At 39.4% G+C, this 17,296-nt stretch carries 20 protein-coding genes; 9 read left to right on the plus strand and 11 right to left on the minus strand.

The features are described from left to right. Nucleotides 1-129 precede the first annotated feature (129 nt). Nucleotides 130-906 carry a hypothetical protein gene (locus tag ABJD71_RS14720; RefSeq protein WP_348170929.1) on the plus strand — a complete coding sequence of 259 codons (777 nt, stop codon included), beginning with the start codon at nt 130-132 and terminating at the stop codon, nt 904-906. Between the two features lie 72 nt (nt 907-978). Here the strand turns inward: ABJD71_RS14720 and ABJD71_RS14725 are convergent, their stop codons facing one another. Then, nucleotides 979-1,320 (minus strand): Grx4 family monothiol glutaredoxin, encoded by a 342-nt coding sequence (locus ABJD71_RS14725; RefSeq protein ID WP_348171026.1) that lies wholly within the window; start codon nt 1,318-1,320, stop codon nt 979-981. Between the two features lie 331 nt (nt 1,321-1,651). Between ABJD71_RS14725 and ABJD71_RS14730 the strand changes: the two genes are divergently transcribed. The 3 genes from ABJD71_RS14730 (at nt 1,652) to ABJD71_RS14740 (ending at nt 3,843) form a co-directional block, all read left to right on the plus strand. Continuing rightward, nucleotides 1,652-2,233 carry a Fe-Mn family superoxide dismutase gene (locus ABJD71_RS14730; protein WP_133469178.1) on the plus strand — a complete coding sequence of 194 codons (582 nt, stop codon included), beginning with the start codon at nt 1,652-1,654 and terminating at the stop codon, nt 2,231-2,233. 174 nt (nt 2,234-2,407) lie between these two features. Then, nucleotides 2,408-2,695, plus strand: coding sequence for a VF530 family protein (locus ABJD71_RS14735; protein WP_348170932.1), 288 nt, complete (start codon nt 2,408-2,410; stop codon nt 2,693-2,695). 44 nt (nt 2,696-2,739) lie between these two features. Then, entirely contained in the window at nt 2,740-3,843 is a 1,104-nt protein-coding gene (locus ABJD71_RS14740) for an NADH:flavin oxidoreductase (protein WP_348170935.1), read from the plus strand. A 71-nt stretch (nt 3,844-3,914) separates the two neighbouring features. Here the strand turns inward: ABJD71_RS14740 and ABJD71_RS14745 are convergent, their stop codons facing one another. After that, entirely contained in the window at nt 3,915-5,975 is a 2,061-nt protein-coding gene (locus ABJD71_RS14745) for an NADPH-dependent 2,4-dienoyl-CoA reductase (RefSeq protein WP_348170937.1), read from the minus strand. Between the two features lie 39 nt (nt 5,976-6,014). After that, a complete protein-coding gene (locus ABJD71_RS14750; RefSeq protein ID WP_348170940.1) occupies nt 6,015-6,866 on the minus strand; it encodes a crotonase/enoyl-CoA hydratase family protein in 852 nt (283 codons plus the stop codon). 131 nt (nt 6,867-6,997) lie between these two features. On the opposite strand from ABJD71_RS14750, the gene ABJD71_RS14755 reads away from it, so the two are divergent. From ABJD71_RS14755 to ABJD71_RS14765, 3 genes are all read left to right on the plus strand, one after another. After that, on the plus strand, nt 6,998-7,633 hold the full coding sequence (locus ABJD71_RS14755; protein WP_348170943.1) for a TetR/AcrR family transcriptional regulator: 636 nt from the start codon (nt 6,998-7,000) through the stop codon (nt 7,631-7,633). A 127-nt stretch (nt 7,634-7,760) separates the two neighbouring features. Beyond that, a complete protein-coding gene (locus tag ABJD71_RS14760) occupies nt 7,761-7,994 on the plus strand; it encodes a hypothetical protein (protein ID WP_348170946.1) in 234 nt (77 codons plus the stop codon). 244 nt (nt 7,995-8,238) lie between these two features. Further along, nucleotides 8,239-8,523 (plus strand): hypothetical protein, encoded by a 285-nt coding sequence (locus tag ABJD71_RS14765; protein ID WP_348170949.1) that lies wholly within the window; start codon nt 8,239-8,241, stop codon nt 8,521-8,523. Between the two features lie 111 nt (nt 8,524-8,634). Here the strand turns inward: ABJD71_RS14765 and ABJD71_RS14770 are convergent, their stop codons facing one another. Together ABJD71_RS14770 and fadR are read right to left on the minus strand one after the other, a co-directional pair. Beyond that, on the minus strand, nt 8,635-9,786 hold the full coding sequence (locus tag ABJD71_RS14770) for a tetratricopeptide repeat protein (RefSeq protein WP_348170952.1): 1,152 nt from the start codon (nt 9,784-9,786) through the stop codon (nt 8,635-8,637). Nucleotides 9,787-10,039: 253 nt separating this feature from the next. Continuing rightward, nucleotides 10,040-10,750 (minus strand): fatty acid metabolism transcriptional regulator FadR, encoded by a 711-nt coding sequence (fadR, locus tag ABJD71_RS14775; RefSeq protein WP_348171029.1) that lies wholly within the window; start codon nt 10,748-10,750, stop codon nt 10,040-10,042. A gap of 226 nt (nt 10,751-10,976) precedes the next feature. On the opposite strand from fadR, the gene nhaB reads away from it, so the two are divergent. Both nhaB and dsbB read left to right on the plus strand, forming a co-directional pair. Then, nucleotides 10,977-12,560, plus strand: coding sequence for a sodium/proton antiporter NhaB (gene nhaB / locus ABJD71_RS14780; protein ID WP_348170955.1), 1,584 nt, complete (start codon nt 10,977-10,979; stop codon nt 12,558-12,560). Nucleotides 12,561-12,592: 32 nt separating this feature from the next. Next, on the plus strand, nt 12,593-13,111 hold the full coding sequence (dsbB, locus tag ABJD71_RS14785) for a disulfide bond formation protein DsbB (protein WP_348170958.1): 519 nt from the start codon (nt 12,593-12,595) through the stop codon (nt 13,109-13,111). Between the two features lie 70 nt (nt 13,112-13,181). On the opposite strand, the gene ABJD71_RS14790 is transcribed toward dsbB, so the two are convergent. From ABJD71_RS14790 to rnd, 6 genes are all read right to left on the minus strand, one after another. Next, on the minus strand, nt 13,182-13,673 hold the full coding sequence (locus ABJD71_RS14790) for a YcgN family cysteine cluster protein (RefSeq protein ID WP_348170961.1): 492 nt from the start codon (nt 13,671-13,673) through the stop codon (nt 13,182-13,184). 25 nt (nt 13,674-13,698) lie between these two features. Next, entirely contained in the window at nt 13,699-14,088 is a 390-nt protein-coding gene (locus ABJD71_RS14795) for a hypothetical protein (protein WP_348170964.1), read from the minus strand. Nucleotides 14,089-14,090: 2 nt separating this feature from the next. Next, entirely contained in the window at nt 14,091-14,756 is a 666-nt protein-coding gene (locus tag ABJD71_RS14800) for a fumarylacetoacetate hydrolase family protein (RefSeq protein WP_348170967.1), read from the minus strand. Nucleotides 14,757-14,760: 4 nt separating this feature from the next. Beyond that, nucleotides 14,761-15,696 (minus strand): lytic murein transglycosylase, encoded by a 936-nt coding sequence (locus ABJD71_RS14805; protein WP_348171032.1) that lies wholly within the window; start codon nt 15,694-15,696, stop codon nt 14,761-14,763. Nucleotides 15,697-15,768: 72 nt separating this feature from the next. Beyond that, a complete protein-coding gene (locus ABJD71_RS14810) occupies nt 15,769-16,044 on the minus strand; it encodes a YcgL domain-containing protein (RefSeq protein ID WP_348170970.1) in 276 nt (91 codons plus the stop codon). After that, entirely contained in the window at nt 16,044-17,210 is a 1,167-nt protein-coding gene (gene rnd / locus ABJD71_RS14815; RefSeq protein WP_348170973.1) for a ribonuclease D, read from the minus strand. The genes ABJD71_RS14810 and rnd overlap by 1 nt, the downstream gene beginning before the upstream one ends. Between the last annotated feature and the right edge of the window lie 86 nt (nt 17,211-17,296).

A 17,296-nucleotide genomic window follows, 5' to 3' on the forward strand; every position in this document is an offset into this window, starting at 1 on the left:
CAATATCTAGATTACATGACCTTAAAATATGTAATCTAGCATGCAAATTTGAACCTTTGGCCTATGCCATTATCTTTGCAGCTATGTATAATCTAAGAATAATCTTTCAGCATAATAATAAAGTTTAAAATGACAAACGATAATAAAGGCGACTTCCCTAATATAACTTTAGATAAAGATGATCTAGATAGTTTTCACCGCACTAGAGCCAAAACAAAGCATAAAAGTAAATCCACCATAGACGAAGACAAGGCCTCCAAGGAGCCATCTAACTCACCTTCTTGGTTAAGTTTTCTTTTTCTAATTCTGTTATTGGGTGGAGGTTTTGGATATTGGTCATTCCTTCAGTATCAAACAATGCTGCAAGCAAAAAATCGTATCACTGAATTAGAAAACCGATTATCTGCCACCGGTGAAGATATGGATCAATCAGCAGCAGCTTTGCAAGTGAAAGTGGTTGAGTTAACTGCAAAAACTGAAGAGCTATGGGAGCAAATGGACAAGCTTTGGGCTTCTGCGTGGCGCAAAAATCAGTCTGAAATTGCTGATTTGAATAAAACTGTAACGAATTTAAAAACCTCTGCTAACCAGTTAGACAAACAACTAAAAAACGATACTGCCAATCACCAGACAACCCTAGGATTGTTACAAGAACAATTAGAAAATCAAATAAGTTTAGTTAAACAGTTGAGCCAAGAATTAGATGCAGTGAGCTTATCTACGGCGTCAACCGAACAAGAGTTTGCAAGCTTGAAAGAAAAGATGATCTCTACCGCACTTGCTAATAATAATTTAACTAATCGTATCAATGATTTAAGCAATGAAATTGAGATTCTAAACACTAGGGTACTCGCTGCTGAAAAAGCAAACTCTAATATTGGTAACATCATTACACCTAAATCTTAAAACCTACATTAAAGACAAAAAAATAGAGCATTAAATGCTCTATTGTCTTGTCTTTAAAACCTTCAAACAACCTTATTCAGCAGGTTTATCACCATCACGTTTTGCAACTGACTCTTTCACTACTTGTTGCAATTCACCTTGTTGAGTCATTTCCATAATAATGTCGCACCCACCGACTAACTCACCGTCAACCCAAAGTTGTGGGAACGTTGGCCAGTCTGCATATTTAGGTAGCTCTGCGCGGATATCAGGGTTTTGTAAAATATCTACATAAGCGAACTGTTCACCACAACTCATTAGCGCTTGTGACGCTTGGGCTGAAAAGCCACAATTTGGTAATTTAGGTGAGCCCTTCATATATAACAAAATAGGGTTTTCTTCGATTTGTTGCTTAATTTTATCAATAGTTTCCATAGGGGTTCTCGTATAAATAATAGCTAGAGCAGTAATGGCATCAAGTTTAGCGTTTTCAAGCTTAAATATACACACTATTGATCTTTTATTCGTATCAATCAGTAACCCTATTTAAAACAATCACTTGAAAAACTATTATTCGACACAATATATCAACGTAGTATTCATAACAAAGCAATGCTTTTACATTACCGTATAAAGTAATAGCATTAGTTAATTGTGTTTTTCTATATCTACTTGCAAAATACTGTTTAGCAATGTCGATGTAGCAAACGGATAACGTAAATACTCTTATAGAGACTTAGACCACCTATATACTTGGAGAAAAAAAATGGCTTTTGAATTACCCGCGCTTCCTTACGAAAAAAATGCCCTAGAACCACACATCTCAGCTGAGACATTGGAGTATCATTACGGTAAGCATCACGCTACTTATGTAACTAAACTTAATGGCCTAGTTGAAGGTACTGACTTAGCAAGTAAAAGCCTTGAAGAAATTGTAAAAGATTCTGAAGGTGGTGTATTCAACAACGCGGCTCAAATTTGGAATCACACTTTTTACTGGAACAGCCTTAGCCCAAATGGTGGCGGTGAGCCAACTGGCGCACTAGCTGACGCAATTAATGCTAAATGGGGTTCTTTTGCCGACTTCCAAGCAGCATTAAACGACAAAGCTGTTAACAACTTTGGTTCAAGCTGGACTTGGTTAGTTAAAACAGCTGACGGTAGCCTTGACATTGTCAATACTAGCAATGCGGCGACACCGTTAACAGACAGCAGCCTAACTCCATTACTTACAGTGGATTTATGGGAACATGCTTACTACATCGATTATCGCAACGTTCGCCCTAAATATCTTGAAGGTTTTTGGGCACTAGCTAACTGGGATTTTGCTGCTGCAAACTTTGCTTAATAGCTAAATATCAAAATAGTAAATGGAAGCCCTGTTAATCAGGGCTTTTTTTTTGGTATTTTTCAGCGGACAATACACAATACTACTTATGAGTGAGGCTTAGTTTTAACTTGTTTGCAGTGATAAAAACTAACACTGGTTCCACTTTCATTAAACAAGGCATGACCCGTTAATATGGCAGAACAACAAAAAAATAATCCACTGCATGGTCTTACCCTGCAAATCATCCTAGAAACCCTTGAGAGCCAATTAGGATTTGAAGAGATGGGCAAGCATGTAAGAATTAAGTGCTTTACCTCCGATCCCTCAATTAAATCCAGCCTTAAGTTTTTACGTAAAACCCCCTGGGCCAGAGAAAAGGTAGAGCAACTTTATTTATCTGCCATTAACTCACCAACACATACCCAAAACGACGATTCTAGCAATTTTGTGTGGCCAGATATCACTAACAAAACCGAATAAGTTCAGCGTTTTTACCTCCCAACTACCAAGCAATAGGAATGTTTATGAGTAAGTCCTTAGATGCACTTTTTTCTACTTTCAATATGAATGGATTATCTTTAGAAAACAGAATAGCCATGGCACCTATGACCCGCAGCTTTTCTCCTGATGGCATTCCCACTAAAGAAGTAGCAAATTATTACCGTCGCCGAGCAGAAGGCGGTACAGGTTTACTGATAACTGAAGGCACAACTATTAACGACCCTGTGGCAACCATGGATGGTAATGTACCGAAATTTCATGGAGCTGAGTCTTTGGCTGGCTGGAAACATGTTGTAAATGAAGTGCACGCGGTTGGCGGAAAAATAATGCCACAACTTTGGCATGTTGGTATGGCTCGTAACCCTGAAAAAGCGCCCTTTCCTGAATTACCAAGCGCAGGGCCATCAGGGCTATTATCGCCTGATAAAAAAGTGGCTGAACCTATGACAGTTGAACATATTGAAAGTGTTATCGCTGGGTTTGTACAAGCCGCTTTAGATGCTAAAGCACTAGGGTTTGATGGTATCGAAATTCACGGTGCCCACGGCTACTTAATTGATCAGTTCTTTTGGGAAGGGACCAACCAACGCACCGATGAGTGGGGAGGTAGTATGCAAAACCGTAGTCGTTTTGCCGTTGAAATAATTAAAGCTATTCGAACAGCAGTAGGTGAAGACTATCCTATTATGTTGCGTTACTCACAATGGAAACAACAAGATTACACTGCTCGTTTAGCGGAGACTCCAGAACAACTAAAAGAATTTTTAATGCCGTTAAGTGATGCAGGCGTTGATATATTCCATTGTTCAACAAGGCGCTACTGGGAACCAGAGTTTGAAGGATCTGATTTGAATCTCGCAGGCTGGACCAAGAAAATCACAGGAAAACCGACTATGGCTGTAGGCTCGGTTGGTCTAAACGATGATTTTTTTGGTGCTTTTGCTGGTCAAGGTTCAAGTACTCGTTCTATAGATGACTTAATAGAAAGGCTTAATAAAGGAGAGTTCGATTTAGTTGCGGTGGGGCGGGCATTATTACAAGATCCAGATTGGTCTAACAAAATTCGCAAAGGTGAAATGGATAAACTAGAACAGTATTCAGGTGAAGCGTTAAAAACCTTATCTTAAGCTAACCTAGTACCTTTCTAAAAACAATAAGGATAAGCAGTTAACTGCTTAGCCTTCCTTACGAAAACTACTTATAGCTCTGCAGCTAACCTTGTGCCTTGGTTAATAGCGCGCTTTGCATCAAGATCTGAAGCTAAATCAGCGCCACCAACTAAATGATAAGGTAAAGTTAAACCATCAATCAACTCAACCAGTGACTCTTGTCCAGCACAGATAATGACATTATCTACATCTAAAACTTGTACTTGGTCGTTTACTTTAATATGTAAGCCTTTGTCATCAACTTTTAGATACTCAACCCCAGCTAACATACTCACACCTTTATTGAGTAAGCCTGCTCTATGTGCCCAACCTGTAGTTTTACCTAGGCCAGCGCCGACTTTAGTCTCTTTACGTTGCAATAAATAGATTTCACGCGGAGAAGAAGTAGGAGCAGCTTTCATTCCTTCAATACCACCACGAGATCCAAAGGTCATATCTACGCCCCACTCTTTCATAAAGGCTGGAATACTGAGGCTAGTGGACTCACCTGCGTGAGATAGATATTCGGATACATCAAAACCAATACCACCAGCACCTACTATTGCAACTTTATTCCCCACAGGCTTTTTATTGGCAATAACATCAATGTAACCCAATACCTTACTGTGCTCGATACCGTCAATAGGCGGCGTTCTTGGCTTGATACCCGTCGCTAAAATTACATCATCAAAACCAGCATTGTTAAGAGTACTAACATCGACCCGAATATTCAGATTAACTGTAACATTGTGCAGCTCTAACTGGCGGGAGAAGTAACGTATCGTTTCGTAGAACTCTTCTTTACCAGGGATTTTTTTCGCAATATTGAATTGACCGCCCACTTCTGAAGACGCTTCGAATAAAGTGACTTTATGACCTCGTTGAGCTGCAGTTGTCGCAGCAGCCAAACCTGCTGGCCCAGCTCCTACAACGGCAATATTTTTAATAGCGGTGGCAGGCTCGATAATAAACTCAGTCTCATGGCATGCCCTTGGGTTGACTAAACAACTTGTCATTTTTCCAACAAAAACATGATCTAAACACGCTTGATTACACCCAATACAGGTGTTGATTTCGTCTGCTCTGTCTTCTGCAGCTTTGATCACAAAATCAGGATCAGCCAAAAACGGCCTTGCCATTGAAACCATATCGGCATCACCTCGAGCTAACACAGTTTCGGCAACACCTGGGGTATTAATACGGTTCGAGGTAATAACGGGTATAGACAAGGCTTCTCTAAACTTAGCCGTTACCCATGTAAAAGCAGCTCTAGGAACTTTGGTGGCAATAGTGGGAATACGAGCCTCATGCCAACCAATCCCCGTATTTATAATAGTTGCCCCTACATTTTCTATAGCTTGCCCCAACTCAACTACTTCATCGTAGGTCGACCCACCTTCTACTAAGTCGAGCATAGAAAGGCGATAAATAATAATGAATCGTTCACCTACAGCTTCTCGCACTCGACGCACCACCTCTAAAGGTAAACGAATACGGTTCTGGTAACTTCCCCCCCATTCATCGTCTCTGTGGTTAGTGCGAGCAGCGATAAATTGATTTAAAAAATATCCTTCAGATCCCATTATTTCTACACCGTCGTAGCCGGCTTTTTGAGCTTGGAGAGCTGTATTTATAAAATCTTCAATTTGCTTCTCAATACCATCGTTATCCAGAGCCTTAGGTTTGAAAGGGTTAATTGGTGCTTGAACAGCAGAAGGGGCCACTAACTCTGGATTGTAAGCGTAGCGCCCTGTGTGCAAAATCTGCATACAGATTTTACTGCCATTTTCGTGCACCGCATCAGTAATCATTTTGTGCTGCGAGACAGCTTTGTCAGTATCTAACCTATGGGTATTTTTATGCGTGGCTCCTTCATCGTTTGGGCCAATACCACCGGTAACAATTAAACCAACCCCACCTTTTGCACGCTCAGCAAAATAAGCCGCCATACGCACATGACCATTAGGTGCTTCTTCAAGTCCCGTATGCATGGATCCCATTAGCACACGGTTTTTTAATTGAGTAAACCCTAGATCTAAAGGTTTCAGTAAGTTCGGGTATTTGCTTAAACCTTTAATCGTGTTTTGCTCTGATTGAGTGGTAATAGTCATATAGACCATACTCCTATAAAAATGGGAATTAAATCAGGCTCACAGGCCAGATGATTTTTTGTGTAGCTCAACATATACTGGCTGGCGTTTTTCTTGACCAGCGGCCATAGCCTCTTGTACATCTGGCATCTGAAACATGCCACTTTGCCAAGTGGCCATATAATTTAAGCTGTCTTTTACATCATGATCCCTAGTGTAGTTGATCATTTCTTTGCAACCAGCCACTGCCATTGGCGAGTGACTTGCTATTTTTGCGGCTATTTTCATCACGGCTTCGAGCATGCTTGTTTGATCTATATATACCTGATTGACAAACCCACACTCTTTAGCCTCTAAGCTCAACATTTTTCGCCCCGTATAAGCTAACTCTCGTATTAAACCTTGTGGCATTAAATGGGGCAAACGCTGTAATGTTCCTACATCCGCAGTCATTCCTAGCTCAGTTTCTTTAATTGTAAAAAATGCATCTTCAGTACAATAGCGGCTATCTGCGGCACATATCATATCCACAGCACCACCAATCACGCCGCCTTGTACCGTAGCTAAAACTGGAATACGTACTTCTTCCATGGCAGTAAAGCTGTCCTGTAACGTTAAAACCATGCGACGGGTTCTTTCAGCGCGACGAGCTGGTTCTCCTCTAAAATCTTTGGCCATATTAGTAAATACTGACAAGTCCATGCCAGCACTGAAATGCTTGCCTTGAGACGAAATAACAATCACACGAGCAAGTGAATCTGCATCTATTTTTCGTACCACTGCAGGAAGCTCTAACCAAAAGGCTGGCACCATGCTATTTAAAGCTTCTGGGCGACTAAGTTGTATGTGAGCTATGTGATTGTCGATACTTACAGATAGTGTATCTAAAGTTGAAAAGTCTATTTCTGACACGATACTCTCCTTTGGTTAGCTCAAAGCAGCTAACGAAAAACCAAACTAGACCGCGTCAAGATAAAAGCTTATATTAACACTGTCAAGATAACTCACATCACATTTATTAATAGACATTTATGAACAGAGAAATGCCAAAAAAAACAATTTCAAATAAGTCTAATTATCACCACGGCGACTTAAAAAGCACGCTGGTTAATGAAGCAACTCAAATACTCAAAGAAGAGGGTGTTGAAGGCCTATCATTAAGGAAATTAGCAGATAAAATTGGAGTATCTAGGACAGCCCCTTACCATCATTTTAAAGATAAAAATCAACTACTTTGTACCATAGCTGAGCAAGGCTTTGTGCGCTGGCAACGTGATGCAGAGTCAATATTTAATCGTGATGACATTTCGGCACAGCAGAAGTACCAGTTATTTTTTCATGGTTACATCCAATATGCCGCAGACAATCCTGAGCTTTACGACTTAATGTTTGGCCGAACTATCTGGAAACAGAACAGTGCGACACAAGCGCTCAAAGATATTGCTTTCCCTAGTTTTCAGCATCAAGTTGAAATGACTAGAATTTGGCAAAAACAAGGGATTATGCCTAGTAATGAAAATACGTTACGATTGTCTCAAGTGACGTGGGGCACGATGCACGGTATAGCACGCTTGTTAATTGATGGAATATACGCTGATCGCACCCATATATATGAAATGTGTGACTGTGCGGTGAACTTGTTTACTAGACAGTTAAGTATCTCCGATGAGGTAGACTGAGTATAAGCCAAAGTATCCAACCCATTACTTTGCAAACGAAATCAGGTGACAAACTGCAAGCATATTGGTTTACGCCTGAAGATCAGCTAATTGACACTGTAAAGGTAAGATAGTTATAGCCTCTGAAATGGACGTAGAGCAAAATTACTATCGCCCTATTGCCACGTGGTTAGCAGAGCACGGTTATTCTGTGCTTACCTTTGACTGCAGCGGTATTTTCGAAAGTAAAAACCAACCCTTAAAACACTATCAATGCGACATCATTGATTGGGCACAACAAGACTATTCTGCTGCCTTAAACTTTGTGCTAGAACAAACGGCAGATTCTAGTGCTCCCCCCCTCCCCTTATATATTGGCTAGGCCATAGCTTAGGTGGCCAAATATTTCCTTTAGTACAAAATATTCAATATGTTAGAAAAGTAATCACTATTTCTTCTGGTACCGGTTACTGGAAACACAATGTCGCCAGCCTTCGAAAAGAACACCTATTTTTTGGAAACTTATAGCCCCGATATGCGCCACAGATAACCGCTTAAGCACAGCTTTATATGGATACTTTCCAGGAAAAAAGCTAGGAATAATAGGAAAACCTCCCAAAAGAGTCATGTCTCAATTGCGTAAGTGGTGCCTACATACAGATTATTGTGTTGAGGTTGAGCCAGACAAAGTTAGGCAAACCTTTAGACAAATCCAAATCCCATTACACTCAATCTGCTTTACTGATGATAAAATGCTCTCAGTTACCAATATGCATGACTTACACGAACTTTTTGTTCATAAGAATAGAATGCCACCTAAACTGACTCCAACTGATATGGGGGTTGAGAGAGTTGGGCATTTAGGTTTCTCTAAGGCACAATTTGAAGATAGCTTGTGGTCAGACTTGTGACTCCCTGAATTAATTTTACCCGACTTAAGGACAACATTTTATTAGTGAAATAGTTTCAGCCCAGCAGTTTCCTAGTTTTCTCCTACCATCACAAATATATTTGGCGCTGTTTTATGGCTGCTCGTAAGCTTTTAAGGTATGCAATTTAGCTGAGTATAATTTTTCTTCGTTTGGCGTGTAGGCAAGCTCCACTGCTTTTTTCATTGCTAGTTTGGCTTTTGAGATATCGCCTAATTGAAAATAAGCCCTAGCTTGTCCAAAAAAACTCTCATGTAAATAAGGTGCCATCTTAGAGGTTTTTGCGAACAAATCTAAAGCCTGTTGATAATTTTGAAGACTATAGGCTTGATTCGCCAAATTGTACCAGCGATAGGGGTTATCATCTTCTATCTCACTATAGCGGCTGGCATATACCCTAGCTTCGTTATCACGGCCTTGTTGTTTTAGTAACAGCACATAATTGCTTAACGCACTCACCGAGCCTTGGGTATGATTTAGAATATATTGATAAATAGAGTCTGCTTTGGCTACGTTTCCTGACTTTTTATACAAAACAGCTAAGGTATTTAAGGTTTCAACGTTATTGGGGGAGCGCTCTATAGCCACAGTGAGCAGTGAATAAGCTTTATCATAATTTTTATTGGCTAATTCTATTGCTGCTAAGTTTTGATAATACATAGAAATAAAGTCATCAAAACTCACCGCATCCCCTAACATTCCCCGTCCAGAGGGAAAATAATCAATTACTATTTTTGAGAAGTAAAAATGCCCTTTTTCAATATTTTGTTTCTTAGGAGCATGCACATGAGTCTGAACATGAGATGAAATTGTTATTAGGCCACCTTTTTTAGCGTACATAGGGGCTGAATTGACACGGCGATACTCAATTTTCAGGTCAGCAAGTAAAGCATAAGCTTTAGTTAGAATGGCTAAAGATAAACAATTACCTGCATGCTCGGTAGAGGCTAGGTCAGCGTTGTAAGTTTCCCCTTTATAGGAAAACCCATTAAGAAACAAAGCGATAAAATTGCTAAGGCGCTTGTGGCCTTGAACCTCTTGGTTTTCTGGCGCATGAAAATAATCTAAAAATTTTTGCTTATTGTCGTCGCTAAGATAAAAAATACTCTCAACAGAAGGTACATTGACGGATGAAAAGGTGTCGCTTTCCCAGTTTAATTCAGGGCTTTCTTTTACAGTTGACAGCTTAACTGGCCCAGCACAACCAGTTATTAGCGCTACCAATACCAATCTAAAAACTACCATAGAAGACAAACCCACCCACAAAAATCAATCAAATAGGCTTGAAACATATAATGTTAAGTAAACAAAATCTACTTGAACATCAATGATGTTCTTAGGTAGCAATTGTAAATTAAACACCAGCAAAGCGCTTGATTGCATAAAGCTATGCTGGCAAATTTAGAAATGAACACTTTAGGAAATTCAGTAAAGAAAGCTAATTAACGTTGAAATTAACTAAGCCTACCCCCTATTAACTAAGATTTGACAACGCCGGCTAATCGACTAACCCTTTGGGCATGTCAGCTCGCATGCCTTGCCAAAGTTTACCACTCTCAATGCCGTAGTTACGCACCACAAGTTGCACCTTTTCGTAATCTCTAGATTCTGCTAACTCTAATAACTGCTGGTAATACTCTCGGGTTAAATCTCTTGATTTTTGATTAGAGAAGTAATAACTGCCAATTCTTGCATACAAACCTTTAAAGCCGTTCATCATGAGTACATAAACAGGGTTGCCTGAAGCAAAAGCTAAATCATGGTTGATTTGATAGTCTTTTATAGCAAATGTTTTACTGTCATCATCAATTTCAAGCCCTTTCTTGACTATTTCTATAGCTTTCTCTTGGTTGTGACGAATAGCGCCCCTTATGAATACAGCGCTTAAATTGGTTCTAGCAGCGAGCAGATGATCTACAAGTTCAGATATACCCTCTTCATCTAGCCTCGCTAATGTCTCTAAAATATTTAACCCTGAAGTTTCCCAAAAATTATTGACTTTAGTAGGTTTACCATGCTGTATGGTTAACCAACCATCGCGAGCTAAACGCTGTAACACTTCTCTTAGAGTAGTTCGCGTTACACCAATTAACTCGGATAATTCTCGTTCAGCAGGAAGGATAGTCCCAGGGGGAAAGCGTCCACTCCAGATAGATTCCACAATATATTCTTCTGCGAAACCTGCAGGGCTTTGTGCTTTATAGATCATCAATAACTCACTTATTCATTATTGTTTTTGTAATTTTTCATCACTGATTGTACCAGATCATATTTGCCTGTAACAATGAAACTTTAATATGTTAAGTCTCAACTGTTAAAAAATAGTTAAAAATTGCCTATTTGCATATCAAGTATAGGATTTTATCATCTTTTTTGGGTACACTCTGAATCTAGTTGATTCGAAAATTATAATATTCAGCAAGGAATTTTTGCTTATGCAAATGTCAATATCTAAAGCAGTAGCCTCCAATTTTTTGGGTGAAGCCCCTAATTGGTACAAACAAGCAATTGTAGCCTTTCTCGTTCTTAACCCCATTTTGTTTATCATAAATCCTTATGTAGCTGGTTGGGCCTTGGTACTGGAATTTATATTCACCTTAGCTATGGCGCTAAAATGTTATCCATTACAACCAGGCGGACTCTTATTGATTGAAGCCCTGTTTATTGGTATGACAACCCCAGAACATATGAAGCACGAAATAGTCGTCAACATAGAGGTGGTTCTATTATTAGTCTTTATGGTTGCAGGCATTTACTTTATGAAGGGCTTGTTACTACTATTATTCACAAAATTACTACTCAAACTTGAGAATAAAATAGCACTATCTATTGCTTTTGCGGCGTCTTCAGCTCTACTTTCAGCATTTTTGGATGCTCTAACGGTCGTTGCTGTAATCATTACAGTGGGCCTAGGATTTTATTCAATTTATCATAAAGTAGCCTCAGGTAAGGACTTTCATTCTGAGCACGACCATTCTCATGATGATGGTGTTCCTCACCCAAATCGTCAAGATTTAGAAGACTTTAGGGCATTTTTACGTAATTTAATGATGCATGCTGGTATAGGTACCGCTTTAGGTGGTGTGATGACTATGGTTGGTGAGCCACAAAACCTTATAATTGCGGAAAAGGCCGGCTGGGACTTTGTTGAGTTTTTCATTCGTATGTCACCAATTACTATCCCCGTATTTTTTGCAGGTTTAGCAACTACCTTTGTTGTAGAAAAATTTAAACTATTCAGTTATGGAGCTCAATTACCCCCAGTAGTTAGGACCATATTGACTGATTATGATCGACATACACAAGAAAATTTAACTACTCAGGATAAAGCAAGATTAGCTGTACAGGGCTTAATTATTGTTTGGTTGGTTGTTGGCCTAGCAGGTCACTTAGCTGCCGTAGGCTTAATTGGGCTATCAATTATCGTGTTAGCTACATCAATGAGTGGGATTATTGATGAACACTCTATTGGTAAAGCCTTTGAAGAAGCTTTACCTTTTACTGCCTTGCTCTGTGTCTTTTTTGGCATTGTAGCAGTCATCATTGATCAAGGCCTATTTAGTCCAGTAATCAATTGGGTATTGACCTTTGAAGGTAAAACTCAACTGGTTATGTTCTATTTAGCTAACGGTCTGTTATCCATGGTAAGTGACAATGTATTTGTTGGTTCTGTGTATATAACTGAAGTAACAGCTGCTTTAAATAATGGCACAATTACTAGAGACCAATTTGATATGCTAGCCGTTGCCATTAACACTGGAACTAATTTACCAAGTGTTGCGACACCAAATGGCCAAGCTGCGTTCTTATTCTTACTAACATCAGCAATTGCACCACTGCTTAGACTCTCTTACGGTACAATGGTGTATATGGCATTGCCTTATACAGTCGTATTAACCTTAGCAGGCCTTGCAGCTACTTATTTTGGACTTTATGACCTTACGAGTTGGTTGTACGACATGAATTTGATTGAGCACCATAGTGGCGCAGTATCTGACGTAGCTCCGGCGGCTCATTAAGGTATGACAAAATTGTCAGATAAGTACTATATATGTTTTTAGCGCTTTCAACTTTTGCAGCCTCCAGATTTTCTTGGGGGCTATTGTTCCTGACAGCACTAGGTTTAGAAGTTGTAGCATTATATTTTCAACATCGAATGGACTTACAACCCTGCATCATGTGTATTTATCAACGCACAGCAGTGTTTGGTGTGCTTTTTTCTGCACTGCCTGCAGCAATATTGAATAATGTCATAACGAGAACAATCGGCTTTGTAGGTTGGGGAGTATCCGCTATTTGGGGGCTACGACTAGCCATGGAACATGTTGATATTCAAACTGCTACCAACCCATTTTTTGCAACCTGTGAAATAGTACCTAACTTTCCTAGCTGGGCACCACTACATGAATGGTTACCCAATATTTTTGGAGCAACAGGCGACTGTGGCGACATCAATTGGTCATTTTTAGATATGAGCATGCCCCAATGGATGATTGTGGTTTTTGCTATTTATACTGTGGTTTGGGCAATCATGTTATTCAATCGACTGTTTGTCAGTAGAAGCTTCTAAAACTAGCCTATTAGCGGTTTATATAACGTTAGATAAGCCGCTATTACCAACTCCAAATTGACCTGATGTGTTAATCAAGATCCTCCACCGGCCACATGGCAATATAATCTTCAAACTTTTCTAAATCTACATCATGGTCGGCAACGGTTTTACCTCTTACGGACATACCAGCCTTGTGCATAGCTGACTTTTTACCTTTATGCAGTAAAGGATGCCAACTAGGTAAACCTCGGCCCTCATGTAATCTTCTATAACTGCAACTTGGTGGCATAAAAAAGATGTCTTGGAGGTTGTCTTTGGTGAGCTTTACACACTCTGGCACCAACTTAGTTCGCTCCGAATACTTAGTACAAGCGCAACTTTTTGTATTTAATAAACCACAGGAAATATTGGTATAATGAATTTCTTCATTAGGGTTTATATGATCAGTAGTAGCCACCTCTTTTGCTTCTTCATCGTCAATAAACTTATGTAAGCAACACTTAGCGCAACCATCACAGATACCCTCCCACTCACTCGTTGTCATATCTGTTAGGGGCTTGTCTTCCCAATATTTATTCATAGTAAATTCTAAAATATTCCAAATGTTAATTTAAATGTTGTTTATTAAAGAGTAACCACAACATAGCTTCACTTCGAGAAGTAAAGTTTTTAATAGGTAAATCAAATCGATTAGCTAATCTATGAAGCATTTTATGACGACCTTGATTCACCTCCACAATTTGCGCAATCTTCAAATCTGCGATCCAACCTTGCTCTTTCACTTCCATGACAAACTTCCCCATTTCAAGATTAGAGCATTGAATAATAGACTCTGTTACGTCATGTACAACATTCTTAATTTGGTGTTTGCCTGCCATTTTAACGGTAGTTTTGAATATCTGTACCAAACTACAAGGAGTGGTAACTTGGCCCTGTATCTCACATATTAAAATTTTATTAGCTGTATCTAAGATATAATTGAGAGTAAATGACATTTTTAAACAACGAAAGTCCTTACAGCAAAGTGGTTATCTAAGGTTACTTCTAAATGGTCTTCAGCAAACAAAGGACCAACACCTTCAGGGGTGCCTGTCATCACAATATCCCCTGCGACTAAAGTAAAATGGTTGGATATCTCTACTATTAGCTCAATTATTGAGTACATCATGTGTTGAGTATTTCCTTGTTGCCTGATATCTCCACCTACCATTAAACTAAAAGCTAAATTGGTATAATCAGGTACATGTTGCTTTTCGATGAACTGAGATACTGGGCAACTATGATCAAATGCCTTAGCTCGCTCCCAAGGCTGACCTTTGGCTTTTAATTTACTTTGCACATCTCTTAATGTTAAATCTAACCCTAAGCCTAGGCCCCAGATTGCTTCCTTTGTATCTTTAATTGAGGCTTGGGTAAGGGTCTCTTTTATCAGCACAGCCACTTCTAATTCATTGTGGCATGGGCCTTTATCTTTGGGGATGACGATAGGTTGATGCAGCGGACACAACGCGGTTGCAGGTTTCATGAATAATAAAGGCTCACTAGGTACTTCATTATTCAATTCTTGTATGTGCTTAAGATAATTTCTCCCCACACACACCACTTTACCAACCGGCAAAGGTATAACTTTGCCGTCGTTACCAATATGCTTATAGTGATCCATACACCTAAAACCCTTTTTTTATTCGTTCAGAAAGGTAACTCACCGACACACCAAAATAACTAGAACGGTTCCATTTCATTAAGGTGTGAAAATTTTCATATACTAAATATACCCTACCGTGAATACCGTCTGGCGCGATAAGAGAAGCTGTAACATCAGCTTTTGGAATTGCCTCGCCATTATGTCGAGTCACTCCTAAAGCGCCCCACTCCCCTAAAGTTTTCATCTTCTGCGGTGATAAACCAACTGTAGCCTTGTCAAAGTTGTCGGGTAACTTAACCTGTCGCCCCCAAGTCAAGTGATTGCTCCAGCCTTCTGATTTTAAGTAATTGGCAATTGAAGCAAATACATCCGCTTTATTAGACCAAATATCTTTTTTACCATCACCGTCAAAATCAACGGCATAGTGTAAAAACGAACTCGGCATAAACTGAGTTTGCCCCATCGCTCCAGCCCATGAGCCCACAAACTCTTCTAATTTAATATGTCCTTGCTCGATTATAGTTAACGCTGCAAATATTTGCTTTTTAAAAAAATCTTCTCTTCGTCCATCGTATGCCAATGTCATCAATGAATTCAGTACTGGGTGCTTCCCCATATACTTTCCAAAGTTACTTTCATTTCCCCAAAGGGCAACAATGAAACGTTTCTGTACACCATATCGCTGCTCAATAATATCTAGCGCCTGCTCATTTTCAGCCATCAGTTGCACTGCTTGTTTAACTTTCCAATCGGGTACTCTGGTTGCAAGATAAGTATCTAAGGTAATCTTCGTCTCAGGTTGATTTTTATCAGCCTTAACTGCCGATTTTCTATAGTTAACTGTTGAAAATGCAGTATCAACAAAAGCAGGATCATGACCTTTCAATACCGCTTCTTGTTTTAATTCTTGGACGTATAATTCAAAACTTTTCTTTGCGTAACTATTACCACTGAACATTACTAGCAACAAACTAAGTATTGCAGTGGCATGTTTATATATACCTCTATTCACTAACATCTAGCCCTTCCTTCAATTTGCTTTGTTTTGTGCTAAATGCGCTTTTAATAGGTTCTCTGATGGTGGTGGCAGCTGTAAATAGTAGCCTTTAATTGTCAACTCATTACGTAATTTTTTAATATCAACTTGAGCTAAAGGTCGGTCTTTTTTTAAAGGCATAATCATTAAAAACACAGGGGTTCCAAAGGTTTTCATTAAGGCATCGGGAACCTTAGAAAAATCGTCTCTACCTGGCACATATAGATATGTCTCCTGCTTTTTACTGCTTTTGTATACTGCACATAACATTATTTAGCTTCCTCAATTTGGCTTATAGCAGCCTTCAAATTATCTACTTTAAGAAGTTCTGGAATTAAATATTTTTTGCGCCAACCACTTAATAAATCTGGCATTAACCCTAACGCTTTGGTTTCATCAAAGTTTGACCAACACCATTTAAATAGTTGGTTTAGTTGTTTTTTTGAACCCATTAACTCTATAGGCACTTCAAGTTCCGTTGAGACTTGCTCACATATTTTTTTAACACGAGCATGAGTGTTTTTATACTCTGGAAATAGGTTTATTCTTTCAATATTTGCTGGATAAGAGCCAGAATCCATTCCATCACACTCAGATACGATAGCAAGCAGAGTTTGCCCATGAATTCTGATTTCATGGGGGTTCATACCTTGTATTCCCCTAAGATCATTCTTGGTGATAGGTTGTCGCCTAGCTATTTCAATCAAATTTTCTTCACGAACCACAAAATTCAGAGCCATATCTCTTTCTCTTGCTGTTTTTGTGCGCCACGCCGCTAGGTGTTTCAAAGTTAGCAAGGATTTACCTGACAGCTTCCAGTTATTTTTCACCGTCAAGTACACTGCATCTAGCGGTAACTCTGATTGTTTTTTACGGCCTAACTGTTCAATTTCTGCGTAGACCCAAGGTAATTTTTGTTGTTGCTCTACTTTGGCTTTTAATTCTGGATATAGTTGGAATAGGTATAATACATCGTTGGCCGCATATACACATTGCTGTTCACTTAACGGGCGAGCCATCCAATCGGTCCTGGACTCACCTTTATCAACCACTATCCCTAACATCATCTCAACTAATTTTGCATATCCTAAGGCTGGCCCCATACCCACAATGCTTCCCGCAAATTGACTATCAAAAATTGGCGCAGGAACCACTTTTAATGCGTGCCAAAACGCCTCTAAATCTTCAGAGCATGAATGTAAAACTTTGATGACTTTTGGATTCGTCAGTAATGACTGTAAACTTGAAAAGTCATCAATACTTAGGGGATCAACCAACACTAGTTGCTTGCCATCATAGATTTGAATCAAGCCCAGTTTGGGGTACAGGGTTCGCGTTCTAACGAACTCTGTATCTACAGCAATAGCTTGCTCTTTGCTTGCTTGCTGACAAAAATCATTTAATGCCTGAGTGTCTGTTATAAAAGTATATTGCATGGGGGTCCAAAATCGGCTGGTAACAGATTAAAAAACCGGCTAATGCCGGCTTTTTAATCTGAATGTTAGGCTAGTATATCTAGGCG

The organism is Paraglaciecola sp. (genome assembly GCF_039943935.1).
GTDB lineage: Bacteria > Pseudomonadota > Gammaproteobacteria > Enterobacterales > Alteromonadaceae > Paraglaciecola.

What these genes read in the sequence shown, in the direction of transcription:
- ABJD71_RS14720 (WP_348170929.1), top strand. Translation starts at nt 130, where the DNA reads ATGACAAACGATAATAAAGGCGACTTCCCTAATATAACTTTAGATAAA.
- ABJD71_RS14725 (WP_348171026.1), bottom strand. Translation starts at nt 1,320, where the DNA reads ATGGAAACTATTGATAAAATTAAGCAACAAATCGAAGAAAACCCTATT.
- ABJD71_RS14730 (WP_133469178.1), top strand. Translation starts at nt 1,652, where the DNA reads ATGGCTTTTGAATTACCCGCGCTTCCTTACGAAAAAAATGCCCTAGAA.
- ABJD71_RS14735 (WP_348170932.1), top strand. Translation starts at nt 2,408, where the DNA reads ATGGCAGAACAACAAAAAAATAATCCACTGCATGGTCTTACCCTGCAA.
- ABJD71_RS14740 (WP_348170935.1), top strand. Translation starts at nt 2,740, where the DNA reads ATGAGTAAGTCCTTAGATGCACTTTTTTCTACTTTCAATATGAATGGA.
- ABJD71_RS14745 (WP_348170937.1), bottom strand. Translation starts at nt 5,975, where the DNA reads ATGACTATTACCACTCAATCAGAGCAAAACACGATTAAAGGTTTAAGC.
- ABJD71_RS14755 (WP_348170943.1), top strand. Translation starts at nt 6,998, where the DNA reads ATGCCAAAAAAAACAATTTCAAATAAGTCTAATTATCACCACGGCGAC.
- ABJD71_RS14760 (WP_348170946.1), top strand. Translation starts at nt 7,761, where the DNA reads ATGGACGTAGAGCAAAATTACTATCGCCCTATTGCCACGTGGTTAGCA.
- ABJD71_RS14765 (WP_348170949.1), top strand. Translation starts at nt 8,239, where the DNA reads ATGTCTCAATTGCGTAAGTGGTGCCTACATACAGATTATTGTGTTGAG.
- ABJD71_RS14770 (WP_348170952.1), bottom strand. Translation starts at nt 9,786, where the DNA reads ATGGTAGTTTTTAGATTGGTATTGGTAGCGCTAATAACTGGTTGTGCT.
- fadR (WP_348171029.1), bottom strand. Translation starts at nt 10,750, where the DNA reads ATGATCTATAAAGCACAAAGCCCTGCAGGTTTCGCAGAAGAATATATT.
- nhaB (WP_348170955.1), top strand. Translation starts at nt 10,977, where the DNA reads ATGCAAATGTCAATATCTAAAGCAGTAGCCTCCAATTTTTTGGGTGAA.
- dsbB (WP_348170958.1), top strand. Translation starts at nt 12,593, where the DNA reads ATGTTTTTAGCGCTTTCAACTTTTGCAGCCTCCAGATTTTCTTGGGGG.
- ABJD71_RS14790 (WP_348170961.1), bottom strand. Translation starts at nt 13,673, where the DNA reads ATGAATAAATATTGGGAAGACAAGCCCCTAACAGATATGACAACGAGT.
- ABJD71_RS14795 (WP_348170964.1), bottom strand. Translation starts at nt 14,088, where the DNA reads ATGTCATTTACTCTCAATTATATCTTAGATACAGCTAATAAAATTTTA.
- ABJD71_RS14800 (WP_348170967.1), bottom strand. Translation starts at nt 14,756, where the DNA reads ATGGATCACTATAAGCATATTGGTAACGACGGCAAAGTTATACCTTTG.
- ABJD71_RS14805 (WP_348171032.1), bottom strand. Translation starts at nt 15,696, where the DNA reads ATGTTCAGTGGTAATAGTTACGCAAAGAAAAGTTTTGAATTATACGTC.
- ABJD71_RS14810 (WP_348170970.1), bottom strand. Translation starts at nt 16,044, where the DNA reads ATGTTATGTGCAGTATACAAAAGCAGTAAAAAGCAGGAGACATATCTA.
- rnd (WP_348170973.1), bottom strand. Translation starts at nt 17,210, where the DNA reads ATGCAATATACTTTTATAACAGACACTCAGGCATTAAATGATTTTTGT.